At 53.4% G+C, this 16,968-nt stretch carries 15 protein-coding genes; 5 read left to right on the top strand and 10 right to left on the bottom strand.

The genetic code is table 11. From position 1 onward, the window contains the following. Positions 1 to 142: 142 nt before the first annotated feature. From ACUN8H_RS15850 to prmB, 4 genes are all read right to left on the bottom strand, one after another. Positions 143 to 553: a phasin family protein gene (locus ACUN8H_RS15850; RefSeq protein ID WP_445533033.1), complete on the bottom strand. Its 411-nt coding sequence runs from the start codon at positions 551 to 553 to the stop codon at positions 143 to 145. A 279-nt stretch (positions 554 to 832) separates the two neighbouring features. After that, positions 833 to 1,234: a hypothetical protein gene (locus ACUN8H_RS15845; protein WP_445533032.1), complete on the bottom strand. Its 402-nt coding sequence runs from the start codon at positions 1,232 to 1,234 to the stop codon at positions 833 to 835. Between the two features lie 91 nt (positions 1,235 to 1,325). Next, entirely contained in the window at positions 1,326 to 2,417 is a 1,092-nt protein-coding gene (aroC, locus tag ACUN8H_RS15840; protein WP_445533031.1) for a chorismate synthase, read from the bottom strand. Positions 2,418 to 2,430: 13 nt separating this feature from the next. Then, positions 2,431 to 3,390: a 50S ribosomal protein L3 N(5)-glutamine methyltransferase gene (gene prmB / locus ACUN8H_RS15835; RefSeq protein WP_445533030.1), complete on the bottom strand. Its 960-nt coding sequence runs from the start codon at positions 3,388 to 3,390 to the stop codon at positions 2,431 to 2,433. Positions 3,391 to 3,567: 177 nt separating this feature from the next. Here prmB and ACUN8H_RS15830 point away from each other — a divergent pair, with 177 nt between their 5' ends. Then, positions 3,568 to 4,137, top strand: a complete 570-nt coding sequence (locus tag ACUN8H_RS15830; RefSeq protein ID WP_445533029.1) for a Smr/MutS family protein — start codon at positions 3,568 to 3,570, stop codon at positions 4,135 to 4,137. A 2-nt stretch (positions 4,138 to 4,139) separates the two neighbouring features. Here ACUN8H_RS15830 and ACUN8H_RS15825 read toward each other — a convergent pair whose 3' ends face one another. From ACUN8H_RS15825 to ACUN8H_RS15810, 4 genes are all read right to left on the bottom strand, one after another. Further along, positions 4,140 to 5,156: a patatin-like phospholipase family protein gene (locus ACUN8H_RS15825; protein WP_445533028.1), complete on the bottom strand. Its 1,017-nt coding sequence runs from the start codon at positions 5,154 to 5,156 to the stop codon at positions 4,140 to 4,142. A gap of 14 nt (positions 5,157 to 5,170) precedes the next feature. Further along, positions 5,171 to 6,091 carry an alpha/beta fold hydrolase gene (locus ACUN8H_RS15820; RefSeq protein WP_445533027.1) on the bottom strand — a complete coding sequence of 307 codons (921 nt, stop codon included), beginning with the start codon at positions 6,089 to 6,091 and terminating at the stop codon, positions 5,171 to 5,173. Positions 6,092 to 6,304: 213 nt separating this feature from the next. Then, complete coding sequence (locus ACUN8H_RS15815) at positions 6,305 to 8,875, bottom strand: ABC transporter permease (RefSeq protein WP_445533026.1); 2,571 nt, start codon at positions 8,873 to 8,875, stop codon at positions 6,305 to 6,307. Then, positions 8,872 to 9,681 (bottom strand): ABC transporter ATP-binding protein, encoded by an 810-nt coding sequence (locus ACUN8H_RS15810; RefSeq protein WP_445533124.1) that lies wholly within the window; start codon positions 9,679 to 9,681, stop codon positions 8,872 to 8,874. Before ACUN8H_RS15810 ends, ACUN8H_RS15815 begins: the two co-directional genes overlap by 4 nt. A 61-nt stretch (positions 9,682 to 9,742) precedes the next feature. On the opposite strand from ACUN8H_RS15810, the gene ACUN8H_RS15805 reads away from it, so the two are divergent. The 3 genes from ACUN8H_RS15805 (at position 9,743) to ACUN8H_RS15795 (ending at position 13,145) form a co-directional block, all read left to right on the top strand. After that, entirely contained in the window at positions 9,743 to 10,435 is a 693-nt protein-coding gene (locus ACUN8H_RS15805) for an arylesterase (RefSeq protein ID WP_445533025.1), read from the top strand. Positions 10,436 to 10,521: 86 nt separating this feature from the next. Then, the gene (locus ACUN8H_RS15800; RefSeq protein WP_445533024.1) at positions 10,522 to 11,226 is read left to right on the top strand and encodes a transglutaminase-like cysteine peptidase; all 705 of its coding nucleotides are present in this window, start codon (positions 10,522 to 10,524) and stop codon (positions 11,224 to 11,226) included. Between the two features lie 14 nt (positions 11,227 to 11,240). Further along, positions 11,241 to 13,145 carry a bifunctional diguanylate cyclase/phosphodiesterase gene (locus ACUN8H_RS15795; RefSeq protein ID WP_445533023.1) on the top strand — a complete coding sequence of 635 codons (1,905 nt, stop codon included), beginning with the start codon at positions 11,241 to 11,243 and terminating at the stop codon, positions 13,143 to 13,145. Positions 13,146 to 13,202: 57 nt separating this feature from the next. Here ACUN8H_RS15795 and ACUN8H_RS15790 read toward each other — a convergent pair whose 3' ends face one another. Together ACUN8H_RS15790 and ACUN8H_RS15785 are read right to left on the bottom strand one after the other, a co-directional pair. Then, on the bottom strand, positions 13,203 to 13,526 hold the full coding sequence (locus ACUN8H_RS15790; RefSeq protein ID WP_445533022.1) for a tryptophan synthase subunit beta like protein: 324 nt from the start codon (positions 13,524 to 13,526) through the stop codon (positions 13,203 to 13,205). 101 nt (positions 13,527 to 13,627) lie between these two features. Beyond that, the gene (locus ACUN8H_RS15785) at positions 13,628 to 16,681 is read right to left on the bottom strand and encodes a type I secretion C-terminal target domain-containing protein (RefSeq protein ID WP_445533021.1); all 3,054 of its coding nucleotides are present in this window, start codon (positions 16,679 to 16,681) and stop codon (positions 13,628 to 13,630) included. Here ACUN8H_RS15785 and ACUN8H_RS15780 point away from each other — a divergent pair. Further along, positions 16,670 to 16,968 (top strand): hypothetical protein (locus ACUN8H_RS15780; protein WP_445533020.1); only part of this gene is annotated, 299 nt, incomplete at its 3' end. The genes ACUN8H_RS15785 and ACUN8H_RS15780 overlap by 12 nt on opposite strands.

The following is a 16,968-nucleotide window of genomic DNA, read 5'->3' as shown; positions in this document are numbered from 1 at the left end:
CCTACGCCGCTCTTAAGGCGCACCGATCACGTTGACCAAGACCCAGCGGTGATATAACCAAGCTTCTTATAGGATTAAACGCTTTATCTAGGAAGCCATAAATGCATCGCGGCGCCCTAAGGCGCCGCGATGATGTCGCCAATCAGCTTTTGCGCGTTGATTGACTCGAGGCTTTTGCAGGCTGCTCACCTTTCGTGGCGGCCTTAGCTTGGTCGGACATTTGCTGCCCAGCTTCACTGAACATTTTTTCCATTTCCGACTTAAACTGCAGGCTCATTTCACTCATTACCCGAGCGTCTTCCTGCATCTGTTGAGAAAGCTCGTTCATCATTTCGGCTTGCTTGGTGCCGAAATCACGCAGGCTTTCTGCATCCTGAATGTCGGTGGCGCTGCGAATACGCTCAGTGCCCATCTGGCTGTAGCGCTTCATGGCTTCCAGCTGATACTGAGTCATTTTTTCCATGTTATTGAGCATCAGCGAATTAATTTTACGCATCGGCTCAAACATTTGTTTCGTTTGGGCGTTAAAGGCATCCATCATATTGTCTTGCATAGTGTCTGCTCCTATTTCGTTCCTTGGCATGAGCCTGGGAGTGACTCACTGTGATCTAGCTATCTGTATCAAGCTATCGTTGATCTAGCTATGCTGCACTGCAAAAAGAGTAATCTTTAGCATACTGCATTGCAACAGTGGGGTCATGCATGAACACCGTGCAAGGACTTTAGCGGTTAGCCATATACGCTGTTGTATACTCTTTCCTACTCAACAAGTTAACAATCGACTGTTAAGTTAATACGCCTAAGTTAATACACGTAGACAGCTCTCGACACGCTAAGTGCCGCTACGCTTGGAATCAGCGCGTGAGCGCGACGACGCGGTCGATTTAGCCTTACTACCAGTGCTACTTTGGGTAGTTTTTTTGGCGCTGCTAGCCGCCCCTTTCTCTTCATTATCGCTGCTGGCCGAAGAGGTATTTCCCGCCTGACGCAACATATCCAACATCATTTGCTGATACGTGCCGAAGTTGGCCAAGCCTTGGGATAGCCCTTGCTGCATCATCGGCTGCTGCAAGAACGGCCGCATTAGGCTCATGGGGTCGTAGCCTTCCACCCCAGACTCCATCTGCCGCTGGATATTCTCCAACAGGTTTTTCTGAAAGGCTTCAACGTCCGGCAGCCCCAGTGATTGACGAAATTCATCGGGGGTAAGATCAAACTCAAGGTTAATCTTCATAGGCGGCTCCTGCGTTGTTTTTTCATGACGACTGCTCATGCAATTGTTTTGTTTGAGTGTAGCAGCGAACGGCAAACCTTACCGTTATGCGTTAACGCTGAGTTAAACGCGGTGTATCAACGCTGACATCACCATTCTGGCCACGATGCCTCAGCCAGTGATCCAGTAGCGTAATCGCCATCATTGCCTCAGCGATGGGGGTGGCACGAATCCCCACGCAGGGGTCATGGCGCCCTTTCGTAATCACCTCGACGGCTTGACCGTGAATATCGATAGAGCGGCCTGGCGTGGTGATGCTGGACGTCGGTTTAAGCGCTAAGCGCGCCACGATGGGTTGCCCGCTGGAGATCCCCCCCAGCACACCCCCTGCATGGTTGGAAAGAAAGCCTTGGGGCGTCATCTCATCACGATGTTCACTGCCGCGCTGGGCGATACTGCCAAAACCAGCACCGATCTCGATCCCTTTTACCGCATTGATACTCATCAAACCATGCGCTAGATCTGCATCCAGACGGTCAAATACCGGTTCGCCCAGCCCTACTGGGACACCTTCGGCAATGACGGTAATTTCGGCACCGACGGAATCCTGGTCGCGTCGCAGTTGATCCATATAGTTTTCCAACTCTGCCACGCGCGCTGGGTCAGGGCAGAAGAAGGCGTTCTGACTGACCGATTCCCACTGTTTGAACTCAATTTTGATAGGGCCTAACTGGCTCATATAGCCACGAATCTGTACGCCCTGGGCGGCTAGGTATTTCTTGGCAATCGCCCCAGCGGCTACCCGCATGGCCGTTTCACGGGCGCTGGAGCGACCGCCGCCACGATAGTCGCGGTGGCCATATTTATGATGGTAGGTGTAATCCGCATGGGCGGGCCGAAACTGCTCTTTGATTTTCGAGTAGTCGTTAGAGCGCTGGTCGGTGTTCTCAATCAGCAGGCCGATCGAGGTACCCGTCGTCTTACCTTCAAAGACACCGGATAAAATGCGCACCTGATCAGGCTCTTTGCGTTGGGTGGTATGCCGAGAACTGCCCGGTCGACGGCGATCCAGATCACTCTGCAGATCGGCTTCACTTAACGGCAGCCCAGGCGGGCAACCATCCACAATCGCACCGAGCGCAGGGCCGTGGCTTTCACCAAAGGTCGTTACACTGAATAGTTTGCCAAATGTATTGCCAGACATGGCCGTTAATTCCTCACACGAAAGACGCCGCATGGGCGTCGAGTTCAGCTGCGCTCAGGGCAAAAACACCCTGGCCGCCACGCTCGAATTCAAGCCACAGAAAAGCAACCTCCGGAAAGGCCGCTTCTAAATGGCGATCAGAGTTGCCGACTTCTACAATCAGCCAGCCCTCATCGGTCAAATGGTCCCGGGCTTTACGCAACATGCGTCGGACGATATCCAGCCCATCGCTGCCGGCGCCTAGGGCCAGCGAAGGCTCATGGCGAAACTCGGCAGGCATGGTAGCCAGATCACAGGCGTCGACATAAGGCGGGTTAGAGACAATCAAATCAAAACGCCGCCCCTCTAAGCCATTGAAAACATCCGACTCGATCGCCCGCACCCGATCGCCCACATCATGGCGGGTAATGTTCTGGCGGGCCACGGCCAAGGCATCTTGACTGATATCGGCAAGCGTCACTTCGCAGGTAGGCAGGTAGAGAGCGGTCGCAATGCCGATACAGCCAGAACCGGTGCATAAATCCAACACACTGGCAGGCGGCTCTTCGGGGAACCAAGCGGCGAAACCGTCTTCGATCAGCTCGGCAATTGGCGAGCGCGGAATAAGCACCCGTTCATCAACGTTGAACGGATGGCCGGCAAAGAAACTTTCTCCCAGTAAATAGGGCAACGGGCGGCGGGTAGTAACACGTTCTTTGACGAGCGCGATAATTCGCTGACGCTCGACCGGCAAAAGGCGTGCTTCCAGCACAGCGGGGTCAACATTCCATGGCAGGTGAAGTGACCCCAGGCAGAGCGCGACAGCCTCGTCCCAAGCGGAATCGGTGCCGTGGCCATAATGCAAACCGGCCAGGTAAAACTCACTAGAAACCCAGCGCAGGTAGTCGCGCAGCGTAAAGAGTTCGCCTACCAGCACCGACTCGGGCAGGGAAAGGGTTGAGTGAGAAGGCTCAGCGTTTAGGTGCGTGGTCACACAGCGACTCCTGGTTGACGATAATCGTGAATACAGCCAATGCAGCCGCATACACACAACGAATAAAAAGATTGTACCTTTCACGCCGTCCGGTTCACAGCAACGCTCAGCCCGCTATACTGTGCGTCTTTACTTGTTCTACCGTTATTTACTACTTTTTTGCCACCCGAGCCTACCATGACGCGACGCCGCCACCTGCCCGATGATGACGATATCAATGCCTTTCGCGCTGCGCTAAAGGCGGCAGGTGTCCGTCGTATCGCGACCAACCAAGCTGACCCTGGCAAACCCAGGCGCGATGGGTTGGCTCAGCAAGCGCGGCGTCACGCGGCGGTTGAGAGCAGTACAACGCAGTCCAGCGGACGTACTTCAGACGGACGGGTGGAAGCCGTAAGGCCTTCCGAGTACTTGGAATTCAGTGTGCCGGACTTGCCTTGGCGCACGTTCAGCCAGTTAAAACGCGGCCAAACGGCATGGCAGGCGGGACTTGACCTACATGGCCACACCCTGGAAGAGGCGCGCGCGGAGCTGGAAAGCTTTCTGCGCGATGCTGCCAGCCAAGGTTTGCGCTGCGTGCTGGTGGTACATGGCAAATCATGGGGCACCACGGCTGACTTTCCCGTCCTCAAAAGCCATACCAACGCCTGGCTACGCGAATGGCCTGGGGTGCTGGCTTTCTGTTCCGCTATCGATATTGATGGTGGCACCGGCGCGGTCTATATTTTGCTGCGCAAGCGAGGCCAGTAACCCTACTCGGCGGCATCAGAGGCAATACCTGGCATGCGCCGCTCCAGTGCTTCGTCCGCTAGGTGCCTACCCAGGCGAATCAACTCCTTGCCACGATGGAATTCGTAAGTGCTGCAGACCGTTTTGGGTATTTCGATCAGCACATCGGGTGGATAGCCCGCCACCTTGTACTTGGCCAGCGCCGCCTGGGTAATATCAAACGACTCCAGAATCATATCGAGCTTGCTCCACTCCCGCTTGCCGCGCGCTTCGGTGGTCTCTTCCAGTTCCGCGTCTTCGCCCTCCCCATTGGCCCCCAGCCCAGCCCACAGCTTTTGCGTGGCGGCACGTACATCACCTATCCAGTTGCCCATACGTTGATCGCGTTCAATCTCTTTTTTGCTTCGGCTGTCGACGGCTTGCTCTTCTTTGGGTAGCAATTCTTCCAGCGTGACCGGCAGTGGGCTATGGGCCGTGACGTTGACCGCTACCACAAAATCCGCCTGATGGGCGGCCACCACAGGCATAATTGGTAACGGGTTGAGCAATCCGCCATCCACCAATACCTGTTCGCCAAAATGCACCGGAGTAATCACCCCTGGAACCGCGATCGAGGCACGAATGGCTTGCAAAAGCGGGCCGTTTTGAAACCATACTTCCCGCTGGCGTACCAGGTCTGTCGCCACCGTCGTAATAGGAATTGCCAGGTCTTCAATCAAGATATCGCCCACCAGCGCTTCTAGTTTGCTCATTACTTTACTGCCGCGCATCGCGCCCATGGGATTCCAGGTCACATCCACCAGTTTGAGCACATCCAGGTAATCAAGGTTGCATACCCAATCACGGTATTCAGGTAACTTGCCAGCAGCGTAAATACCGCCAATCAGCGCACCCATTGAGCAGCCTGAGACGGCGATGATCTCAAAGCCCCGCGCCTCGAGCGATTCAATTACCCCAATATGCGCATAGCCCCTGGCACCGCCACTGCCTAATACCAGCGCGACTTTGTTACCCCGACTGCCCTGTGCCAATTCATTCATACTGCTGTCCATCGCTAGCCCTTATTCGCATTGACCCAGTATGCATCGATAACCAAGGCGACTTGCGCTACCGCATTAGGTTCCAGGTGCAAATGGTGGCCACCTTTGAGCACCTGGCGGGTTAACCTCTTGACGGCTTGTCGCGCTTGGATGGCCCAGGCACGTTCACCCAAAATGCCCTCTTCACCCTCGATCAATAGCACTGGGGCGTTGATATTAGCGAGTAACGACAGCACTTGTTCAGGCGTGAAGCGCACCAAGGACGGCTTTAGCAAGCGACTGTCGGTACGCATTTGAACATGACCATCGGCGGTTGGCTGGGTGTTACGTTCTACCAACGGCGTTGCGGTGATGCTGTCTATCGGAGTGACGCCACCGGCCACACGAGCAGCGACGGCACTTTCGATATCTGGGTAGCGCGGTGGGCGAGAAAGTGGACGACGGTACGCCGTTAGCCCTTTACGTAGTTGGCTGGCCGTCTCTTCGCTGGGTGTGTTGAGTGCGCCCAGGCCATCTATCAGCGTCAAGCGTTCGATGCGTTCGGGTAGTGCTGCAGCAAGTAGGCAGGCCACTGCGGCGCCCATCGAATGGGCCAGCACGCTAACTTGGTCAAGACCGAGGTCTTCCATGGCATCCAACACATCGTGGCAATAGTCCCATAGCGCATAATCAGTGAGAGCATAGTCACCGACTTGCGGCAGGTGCGCAGAATGGCCATGGCCACGAAAATCAATGGCGACGATACGAATACCCAGCGCCTCTACCAGCAGCGGCGCTAAACGTGAAAAGCTGGCGGCATTATCTAGCCAGCCGTGTAGCGCTAGCCAAACTGGGGCACCTGCTCGGCCCCAACTCAGGGCCGCTAAGCGGCCTTGAGCAAGAGAAAGGGGCTGCGAAGCAACGCTGGAAGCAGCCTTGAATTCGGTGTGAGGCATAATCAAGTATCCTGGGCAAACGGCGGAGCGGGCAAGATGACGGCGTAAGCAACAAACGTTACCATGCCGAGCACAATGCTTCCGCCCCTTTTACCTTCACGCTCACTTGGTGCCGTTATGAAACCTCACCGCGATACCCGCGTCCGTAATCTGGTCTTTTTTATTGCTGTCATCAGTGCCCTGGTGGTCGGTTTCTGGCTCGCGAAATAGCTTTTAGGCTTCGCCGAGCAGTCCCAAGCTGGCGGCAGGCGCCTGACGACGCAATCCTCGCGAAAGTGCATGGCCTATCACGCCAATCAGCACGGCACCGCCAAGAGGGAGGAAAATCCATAGCCCCAAGTGGAAGCGTGGCGTGAGATCCAAGAGGAAAATATACAGTGCCGCCGTGGTCAATTCGGCAAGCACCGCGCCCATCAAACCACTTGCAAAACCCAGCAGCGCGTATTCAGCGCCCTGCACCCGCGAAATCATGCGGCTACCTGCGCCAAACACGCGTAGCAAACCGCTTTCATGGGCACGTACTGGTCGGCTGGCGGTGAGTGCGGCATACAGCACGCTTACCCCTGCCAATAGCACCAAGGCAAGGACTAACTCCACGGCCCGAGTGACTTGGCCGAGCACATCCCGCACCTGGCCGAGAATGGCATCGACATTCAGCAAGGAGACCCCAGGAAAGTCGGTAATCAGTTCACGGATCAACTCCTGCTCTGCTTCAGGCAAGTGAAAGGCTGTAATATAGCTATGCCCAAACTGTTCCAGCACTCCCGGCGGGAAAATGACAAAGAAATTGGGCTGAAAGCTGTCCCAATTCAGACTGCGCAGGCTAGTAATTTGCGTGGTGATCTCGTCGCTGCCCACCGAAAACGTCATTTCATCGCCGATACCGAGACCCAGCCTTTCAGCGAGCCCATCCTCCATCGAAATGGGGACGGGGGCGCTTTGGGGAGTCGCCTCAACAGCGCTCATCCAGTCTTGGCTCGCCTCTTCATCAATTTGCGCCGTCGAGAACCACTCCCCAGCCACCACAGCATTGCCTTCGGGTACTTCTGATTGCCAAGTTAGGTTGAGCTCCCGACGCAGCGAGTTATCACCGCTGGCATCCGGCGGCACAGCGTCCCTGGGTGCCTGGCCATTAATCGCAATCACCCGGCCACGCACCATAGGGTAGAGAGTGCTTTGCGTTTCCACTCGGGGCGAAACTGCCGCCTCGAAAGGGTCGCGCTCGGAAGGCTGAATATTGATAGCAAAGTAGTTGGGCGTATTGTCAGGCAGTTGGTCCTGCCAAGTGCTAAGCAAGTCGCCACGCACCAAAACAATCATCGCCATGGCAAAGAAGGTCACCGAAAAGGCCAGTAACTGGCCTAGGCCCGTTTGGCGACGCCTAGCTAGCTGGCGGCCGCCTAAACGCAGCGCCTGAGACCACTCACTTCGCCCAGAGAACCGCTGTACAACCCGCAACAAGCCGCTCAGTAGCAGCGCGCTAATCATCCACAACACGCCGAGCAGCACCGCCCCGCCGATCAACAGCGCAATGGCCAACGGCAGACTTCCCGAATAGAGCCACAGCAGCCCTCCAAACACGAGGCTTGCCACACCGACTACCAGCCAAGCCGACGGCGGCAGTGGGTCCAGCTCACGGCGCAGGACTTTTAAGGCGCTCACGCGTTTGATACGTAACAGGGTTGGCCCAGCAAACCCTACCAGTACCGCTAGGGCTGTAAACACACCTAAACCCAGCGGCATAAGACCTGGCGGCGGTAAGGTCATGGGCAGAAAACTCACTAGCAGCCAAATCAGCACCGCTTGCCCAATCAGCCCAAGCAGCGCACCGATCACCGCGGCTACCAGCGCAAGCCCCATTAGCTGGAGGGTAAAAATAGTGACCAACTGACGTTGACTGGCACCAAAGCAACGCAACAACGCAGCGGTATCCAGGTGGCGTTCCACATAACGGCGAGTCGACATTGCCACGGCCACACCGGCGAGCAAGACTGCTGCTAAACCGGCCAGCCCCAGATAACTCTCTGCGCGCTGTAATGCATTGCCGAGTTGAGGGCGATCAACGCGGACATCGCGAACCTCTACCCCATTGCGGCGTAGCTCAGCGAGCAACCCTTGCACTTGATCCAGTGCTTCCGGCGGTCCGGCCGCCAGGATTTCAAACTCGATTCGCGAGCCTTCCTGTACAAGGCCGGTGGCTTCAACATCCGCGGTATTGAGCATCAAGCGTGGGTTAAAATTACCAAAGCCCGCCGACTGATCCGCTTCGCGCTCAATAATCCCTGTCACGGCCAGCTCGGTTTGACCCACCTGAACGCGATCACCCAGCTCAATCTCGACCAGCTCAATCAGCCGGGGGTCGGCCCACGCCTCACCGGGCGCGGGGCCTGAGGCTATCTGTTCGGTCCCATTTCCAAAATCAACGTGGGAGACACCGTAGTGAGGGTAAACGTCATCCACGGCTTTTAAGCTAGCCGGTTGAAAACGGCCGTCACGGCTAATCATTGAGACTAGATCGACTTGGTCGCTGAGTATAAAACCGGCGCTTTCAAGGCGTTCTCGCAGCTCTCCTGAAAACGGATCGCGCTGCTCTAACACCAGGTCGCCCCCCAGCATCTGGCCCGCCTGACGCTCAAGACCGCGTTCCAGGCGGTCAAGAAAAAACGCAATCATGGTCGAAGCCGCGACCGCCAGTACCAGGGCAATAAACAGCGCACGTACATCGGCGGCTCTCAAGTCTCGCCTGAGGCTGCGCATGGCCAAGCGCCAATTCACATCGCTCATTGCGCGCCCTCATCAATTGCCGTGGCGGTGGGCACAAAGGCTTCTAACTTCCCGTGGTCTAAACGCAGGCAGCGATCACAGCGGCGCGCCAGAGCATGATCGTGGGTGACTAAGATAAGCGTGGTACCCGCTTCCCGGTTTAGCGTGAAAAGTAGATCGATGATTTGCGCCCCGGTATCGGGGTCCAGGTTGCCGGTGGGTTCATCGGCAAATACCAGTTCAGGGTCAGTTACGAAAGCGCGCGCAACGGCAACCCGCTGCTGCTCACCACCGGAAAGCTGTTTAGGTAAGTGATCTACACGCTCGCCAAGCCCCACACGCGCTAAGCATTGTGCAGCGGTTTGCGTCTCCCCGGCACGGGGCGACAGTTCAAGCGGGAGCATGACATTCTCAAGCGCGCTCAAGGTAGGTAGTAATTGAAAGTTTTGGAATACAAAGCCTACACGCCCAGCCCGAAGTGCGGCACGCCCATCCTCGTCTAAACGGCTAAGGGCGTGCCCAAACAGGGTTAGCTCGCCGTCGCTTGGCGTATCAAGCCCCGCCAGCAACCCTAACAGCGTCGACTTTCCTGCTCCGCTCTTGCCCAGGATCGCGACACTCTCCCCCGCTGCTACGCTGAGCGAAAGGTCATGTAAGATGGTGAGCGAACGCTCTCCGCTAGTGACCTTTTTAGACAGCTTATCCGCGTGTAGGACCGTGTGCCCGGTAGCATCAGAAGTCACGCTAGTTGCGGCTTGAGGAACATCGCCTGCGGTTGGGTTGTCCGAAGTAAGCTGGCGCTCACCTTGGGGCGATACGCTTGAAATCGATTTATCAGTAGATGAATGTGCAGTTTTATCTGAGGAGCTTGAACTTGAGGAATAAGACATGAAGCGTGGCATCCCTATGGCATGGCATGGACTGAACCGCATGGTAACCGGATGGCTGGTGCTGCTGATAGTCACCTTTGCCTCATCGTCTATCAACGCAGAACCTATTAACGCGGACGCAGACCCAGGCACCACATTGCTGGTGATGGGTGATAGCTTAAGCGCCGCTTATGGCATAGAGCGTGATGAGGGCTGGGTGAACCTGATGGCAGAGCGCTTGGAAGGCGATGCCCAGATAATCAATGCCAGCATTAGCGGTGAAACGACTTCCGGCGGTCTACAAAGGTTCTCTGATATTCTCGGACAGCAACAGCCAGATATTGTTCTATTAGAGCTGGGCGGCAATGACGGCTTACGTGGTTTGTCTCCACAACAAATGCAGACGAACTTAGCCACTATGATCGAGCAGAGCCAAGAAGCAGGCGCGCAAGTGCTGCTATTGGGAATCGATATACCGCCCAACTATGGCCAAGCGTATCGAGACGCTTTTACCGGTGTTTTCCACTCGTTAGCCGAAGAGTATGACGTTCCCTTGGTACCTTTCTTGCTGGAGGATATCGCCTTGAACGACGCACTCATGCAAAGCGACGGTATTCACCCCACTGCGGATGCACAGCCGATTATTCTCGATAATGTGTGGCCCACGCTTGAACCCTTATTAGAGAGAACGCATCAGGCAGCGGCTCAGTAAGCCCACTCTTTTGACTGAGAGATGTAGCACTTCACCACGCCAGCTTGTAATCTTAAGGCCTATTTGACAGTTACAAATGGCGGCTCATGCCTGCATCTTCTGATCACAGCCCTACTACTTTTTCGCGTCGACAGTTCTTAGCAACGGTCGGCGCGCTTTGGTTGGGCATAGGGCTTGGTATTCACCCCACGCCTGCATCAGCGTTTGATCCCCAGCGCCTTCGTCAAAGCATGCAGCAACAGTATGGTCAGACGGGCCTATCCGTCTTAGAAGAGTGGCTTACCCTACTTCAACAGCTACAGAATCAAGATGTTCAAGCGCAACTGCGTGGGGTTAATGATTTCTTCAATCGCCGTATTCGATGGGTCGATGATATTCGTGTTTGGGGAGAAGAGGATTTCTGGTCCACACCTTTGGAGGCCATGGGCAAAGGCCAGGGGGATTGTGAGGATTACTCCATTGCCAAATACATTACGCTTAAACAATTAGGTATTACTAGCCAGTATCTACGCATGATTTATGTGCGAGCGCGCATTGGACGTAGCCAAATTACCCAAGCACACATGGTGCTGGGCTACTACTCAACACCAGATGCAGAACCATTGGTACTGGATAATATTATTCCTTCTATTACCCCTGCCTCCCAGCGTACGGACCTCGACCCACTGTTTAGTTTTAACAGCGAAGGGCTTTGGGCTGGCGGCTCATCTGAATCTCGCGCCGACCCGCTCGCTCGGCTCTCACGCTGGCGCAGCGTTATCGAACGTATGCAAACCCAGGGTTTCATTTAAGAGGAATTGGCACGATGTCACTTATAAAACAACTTTGGCTTGCCATTATCGCCCTGCTTCTGCTGTCGTTCGTGGGCAGTCTGGCTATCAGCATCACCACCAGCCGCGATTATATTGAGCAAGAAGTGCGTATTAAGAATGAAGACAATGCCAACGCACTGGCGCTTTCCATGAGCCAGCTGGATAAAGAACTGGTGACCTTAGAGCTATTGATAGCTGCTCAATTTGATACCGGTTACTACCGTCGAATTACCCTGCGTGATACCGATGGCAGCGTGTTGATCGAGCGCGTTGCCGATACCTATACCGGTGATGTACCTGGCTGGTTTCGTCAGTTGGTAGAGTTTGATGTACCCAGCGGCACCGCCACCATTCAAGATGGCTGGCGGCAGTTCGGCACGTTGGAGCTAGAGAGCCAGCACAGTTTTGCTTATGCCTCGCTTTGGCGGAGCATGCTCGAACTAGCCGCGTGGTTTTTACTCGCGGGCGCCATTAGTCTAGCCATTGCCACTATGGTGGTACGTGGTATTAAACATCCCTTATCGCGTGTTGTGGCACAAGCCCAAGATATCAGCGCACGACGCTTCACGACGATCAAAGAGCCACGCACGCTGGAACTGCGTCAAGTTACACAGGCAATGAACATCCTATCGGCCAATGTTCATCAGATGCTGAGTCACGAAAGCTATAAACTGGATGAATTACGCCGTCATTTACAGCATGACCGTGTCACCGGAGCGCTCAATCGCGATGTGTTCATGGGTAAGCTTTCTTCCCAGTTAAGCAGCGATGACGCACGCGCTACCGGCATGTTGGTGATGGTTCGTGTACAGGAACTTGAGACGCTTAACGAGCAGCTCGGCTATGCCGCTACCGACCAATTATTAATGACGCTGGTGACCCAGTTAGGACAACTTGACAATGCGTCATCAGAGCCGGTGGTAGGTCGCCTTAACGGTAGTGATTTTATCTTTATGCTACCGCTGATAGATGATGTGGAAGAGCTTAGAATTCAAGTCATGGCCGCCTTAGTGGAGATAACCGCCACGGTGCCCACCGCAGAGCTGTTTTTACCGACCGCCATTGTGCCTTATGCGCCTCATGACGAACGCGCCATGCTGCTAGCCACGCTGGATGACGCCTTGGCTCAAGCCGAAAGTCTAACGTCCTTTGAACAGGTAGTAGTACGTCAGCGCGAACGTGTCTCGCTTTACAGCAGCCACGCCGAATGGCGAGCAGCGCTGGAAACCGCCATTCTGGCGGGCCCAGAGTTGGCTTACTTCCCGGTCGTCGACGTCAATGGCGATATCCTTCACTACGAATGCCCTGCCCGATTACAGTTAGCGGGGAAATGGCACACCGCTGGCGTATTCATTCCCTGGGTCACTCGCTTCGATATGGAGCCCGCCCTTGACTTAGCGGTCGTCAAAAAGGCACTGCACAACCTACAAAGCGATCTCAAACCAGTGGGAATCAACCTTTCTGCAGCATCGATCACCAACACTCAGTTTGTGAACGACCTTCGGAACCTGCTGGTTGCTCACCCATTGCTTGCAAAACAGCTCTGCTTTGAAGTACCCGCCACGCTGAGCACCCATGCAATAGGCAGCTTGCGCGGGCTATGCACCGCCTTACGCCCCCTTGGGTGTACCTTCGGCATCGAGCATGTGGGTGCCGAGTTTACGAAACTCGCTGATCTGCACGATGTAGGCCTTAGCTACTTAAAAATGGATAGCAGCCTGATACACGCTCTGCATACATCCAATGAACAACAGACCATCGTGCGGGGCATGGCCACGTTATGTCACTCATTAGGCATTCAGGTGATAGGGGAAGGTGTGGCAGACGATGAGGAACTCGTTTGCTTGTTCCGCGTGGGTATCGATGGCGCGACCGGTCCAGGCGTACATCACGCTTAAGCCTCACTTAGAAGTTGAGGCTTGAGGTAACTTAGCGGCACTGTTCTATTGATATTGCTAAATGGTGTCGCTATCACCGCCCAATAAATCGACGTTATTCTTTACCCGGAGAGATTTACGCTCCATCACCTTGGCTTGCGCGGCTTCGGGCAGGTCAGTAAAGGTGATAATTCCCTTCTCTAGCAGCACTTCCAATATATCTTCGACTACCCTTACAAACGCCAAATCAGACGCTATGAAGTGGGACGTTGAACCGGGCTGGTCGGCCAAAAAAGCCAGCACCGCAGGGGAATCAGGAGCAACCGTTTCATTACACTCAGTGGTTGATTCTTTGCTAAGCATCACAATCTCGCCAGCTGGATTGCGCTTGGTGTAGAGCATGGCCTTTCCTCTGTGGGTAAAAGCATTGAAGGATTACCTATTAGCATACCGAACTAGATACAGAAAGGCCGCCCTGAGGCGGCCTTATTATTTCTTTTTACTTATTGGTCAATTTTAAGCTGATCATTGTCCAGCATGCTTTGAATAAAGTCTGACGAGTTGCCACCTTGAGGCATCTCAACGCCTTTCAAAACGATATGTTGATCAGCATTGCTACCATCTGCTGTTAATCCACCGTCAGATTTAACGTGGAGTACAGTATCGTCGCCCTGCTGCTCGGCGAAAATATAGCCATCGATATTACTGCTATCCTCATCTTGCAAAAGATCTGCTAAATCCAGACGATCAGCTTCATTATCAACACCAAACTCACCCAGGTGGAAATCCATTACTTGGTCTTCAGCAGGGTTATTTGTCGTGCCCTGATCACCAAACTCCCATGCAAAAGTATCAGCACCGGCCACACCATAAAGGACATCATTGCCTGCGCCGCCAATTAAAACATCGTCCCCACCTTGCTCAGTGGGCATAACCAACGATTCATGATTTTCACGGATAAAGGCTGCTAACGCTTCATCACTTGGCTCAGCACCATTTTCAGCTTGCAGATAATTTTTGATACCTTGTACGCCCATACCGGGGTAATCGGCGTGTTCTAGCGCATCACCAAAAATGATGTTGTCTCCATCACTACCACGCAAGATATCGTTTCCTACGTCAGCGGGTTCCTCACGCTCGGAACCGCCTTGCAATACGGCTTGCAAATCCTCTGCAGAATTAACAATGTCTACTTTCCCAGTTGAACCATAAACCTTGCCACCGTTTACCCGAACGCTATCATTTTCAATGACCAAACCAGTATTATCGAAAAACTCGAGTAAGTTTTGACTTACGCCACCGCCGATACCTATAGCATGGACATCGACACCTTTCAGCGCTGAAAATGCCTCAATCGCCTTTTCCATCGTTGCTTTATTGGTGTCATAACCACCGGTTGTCTTAACATTGCCAGAATTATGATTATAGGCAGTGGGGTCGCCATCAGTTAGAAAGTAAGCAACATCTTTAAATGAATCAGAGTCAGCCTGCTTATCAAACCAAGCTTTCGATTTGATAAATGCATCCTCATAATTTGTCCAAGTATTTTGAGAGATGCTATCTATCTGCGACTTCAATCCTTTAACGTTAGCAGCACTCAACCCATTGATTTCAGCAACCTTCCAGGCACTATCTGAGAAGGCTAAAAGCTGAACATTGACAATACCATCGTGATTAGATAGATCATCAACTAGGCTTTTCAATGCATTTTTAGCTAATTGGAACCGTGAAAGGCTGCCCGTTCCGGATTGAGCGCTCATACTTTGCGAAGCATCTAACATCAAAGAAATATTATAATCTTGACCTTTCTCGATGACTGTTTTCTTACCGCCTTGATCGCCGATAAGTAGATCATCACCGCCTTTACTCTCAACAGTCTCTCCGGCATTGGTACCAATGCTTACATTGTTCGGATTCAGCGGAGCGGCCTCACCAGTAATATTGATGTCGAGAGCAGATTTAACGCTGTCACCATCACCATCCGTAAGAGTATAAGTAAAGCTCTCTGTCTCTTTCTCACCAGCATCCAATTGATCGTAAGCCCCTTGGTCTAGCTTGTAAGTATATGAGCCGTCTTCAGAAACGGTCAGAATGCCAAACTTACCTTGTACCTCAATATCACCGTTTTCTTTAGTGCTAACGCCATTACCATTATTCCAGACAACAGCCTCTTCATCCGAGGGGCCATCGGCACCGAATGCGTACTCTAACTGGCCAGATACATCAGGCGCATCAGAAGACACCAACTTAGCCATTAACTTATAGCTATTGGAGGCATTTTCATTAGTAAATACATTACTAACAATATTGTTATTCTGATCAACAAACCCGATTATCTGAAAATTATAGGTTTCAATCTCGCCATTTCCGTTTGTTATTTCGACTGGCACAATAGTGCTGGCATTTTTGATGGTTACAATATCACGAGGGTCAGCGCCGCTATTTGATGTCTCATTGTGATCAAAATTAATGGTATGCTTAATGGTAGCGGAGTAACCATTAATCAGAATATTCAATGATAAATCCAGATCAACAGAATTAATGCTTTGAGACACAACAAAATTATTGTGAGTAAATTCACCTAGTTCAAACATCGAATTCACTGACACAGAATTATTAGCAATTAAATCGTCGTTATCATCGAAAGTGTAATTGCTTTTTCCATTACTACCACCCCAGCTAATCACGTCATCTTGCCCAGCTGGCTGGTTGTTTAACACACCCCCATTAGCACCTGACACATTAGACCAGGCAACAGATAAGCCACCCACAGCTAATTCGTTTACAACCACATTAAGATCGTTGGAATCTGCATTTACGATTGGCATATCGTCTTCAACAACTACGGTTACCGTGCCAGTGCTTGATGCATTATTACCATCGACAATATTTACGTCAAAATCGAAGTTTAATGTGTCTTCCAGACTATTTTCCGGATGATCGACAGGAGCACTTAACGTAACTTCATAGCCAACAGAGGAAGTAGCAGAGGGGTTTGCTACTGATGTATTACCATCATTTAACTCAATGCGGATCGCCTCTCCATTACTAGTGGAGCCAACCGCAATTGCGTGATTGCCACCTAAGTAATCCCAGGTAATTTCCTCCCCTCCGGAAGCCAAGCCAGTAGGTAATGAAGTTAAATCAATGCCTACTGTCAATGACGAACCGGTGTCTCCAGCAATGCTGAGTGTACCTGAAGCAGTCGTTGAATTTGTCGAATCTGAATAGCCTGCCCCTGCCCCAGTGTCGGGAATGCCGTTATCCAACCCCTCTTCAGAGATGGCAACGACACTATTAATTACATAGCTCGGGGTGTCGCTGTCAGTGGCGGTCAGGCCGCCGCTGTCGGTGGCGGTGAGGCTGACCGGGGGTAGCGTGGTGCCGGCATTGATGGCGTCGACACCGGCCTGGGTCAGGGTCACGTTCTCGCCGTCAAAGGCGTAGTAGCCGTCACCGTTGCTGCCGGGGGTGAAGGTGACTTGGCCTGCACCGGCGGTGAGCATTCCGTCTTCTTCGTCACTGGCGGTGAAGGTGGCGACGGTTTGGCCGACCACGGCGTCATTTTCGTTAAAGGTATCCACCGCGGTGACGTCGATCGTCGGGCCATCGTTCTGGGCGGTGTACGTCGGGGTGTCGCTGTCAGTGGCCGTGAGCGCAGGCGTGCCGCTGTCAGTGGCGGTGAGGCTGACCGGGGGCAGCGTGGTGCCGGCATTGATGGCGTCGACACCGGCCTGGGTCAGGGTCACGTTCTCGCCGTCAAAGGCGTAGTAGCCGTCACCGTTGGTGCCGGGGGTGAAGTCCACCCCGCCGTTGGCCACGGTGAGCGTGCCGTCTTCTTCGT

The organism is Vreelandella sp. V005 (assembly GCF_052645115.1).
The sequence above is the reverse complement of the archived record's forward strand: the minus strand, read 5'-3'. Positions and strand labels throughout refer to the sequence as shown.

Excerpts from the sequence above, each read along its gene's own strand:
- ACUN8H_RS15850 (WP_445533033.1), bottom strand. The coding sequence starts at position 553 with ATGCAAGACAATATGATGGATGCCTTTAACGCCCAAACGAAACAAATG.
- ACUN8H_RS15845 (WP_445533032.1), bottom strand. The coding sequence starts at position 1,234 with ATGAAGATTAACCTTGAGTTTGATCTTACCCCCGATGAATTTCGTCAA.
- aroC (WP_445533031.1), bottom strand. The coding sequence starts at position 2,417 with ATGTCTGGCAATACATTTGGCAAACTATTCAGTGTAACGACCTTTGGT.
- ACUN8H_RS15830 (WP_445533029.1), top strand. The coding sequence starts at position 3,568 with ATGACGCGACGCCGCCACCTGCCCGATGATGACGATATCAATGCCTTT.
- ACUN8H_RS15825 (WP_445533028.1), bottom strand. The coding sequence starts at position 5,156 with ATGAATGAATTGGCACAGGGCAGTCGGGGTAACAAAGTCGCGCTGGTA.
- ACUN8H_RS15820 (WP_445533027.1), bottom strand. The coding sequence starts at position 6,091 with ATGCCTCACACCGAATTCAAGGCTGCTTCCAGCGTTGCTTCGCAGCCC.
- ACUN8H_RS15815 (WP_445533026.1), bottom strand. The coding sequence starts at position 8,875 with ATGAGCGATGTGAATTGGCGCTTGGCCATGCGCAGCCTCAGGCGAGAC.
- ACUN8H_RS15805 (WP_445533025.1), top strand. The coding sequence starts at position 9,743 with ATGAAGCGTGGCATCCCTATGGCATGGCATGGACTGAACCGCATGGTA.
- ACUN8H_RS15800 (WP_445533024.1), top strand. The coding sequence starts at position 10,522 with ATGCCTGCATCTTCTGATCACAGCCCTACTACTTTTTCGCGTCGACAG.
- ACUN8H_RS15795 (WP_445533023.1), top strand. The coding sequence starts at position 11,241 with ATGTCACTTATAAAACAACTTTGGCTTGCCATTATCGCCCTGCTTCTG.
- ACUN8H_RS15790 (WP_445533022.1), bottom strand. The coding sequence starts at position 13,526 with ATGCTCTACACCAAGCGCAATCCAGCTGGCGAGATTGTGATGCTTAGC.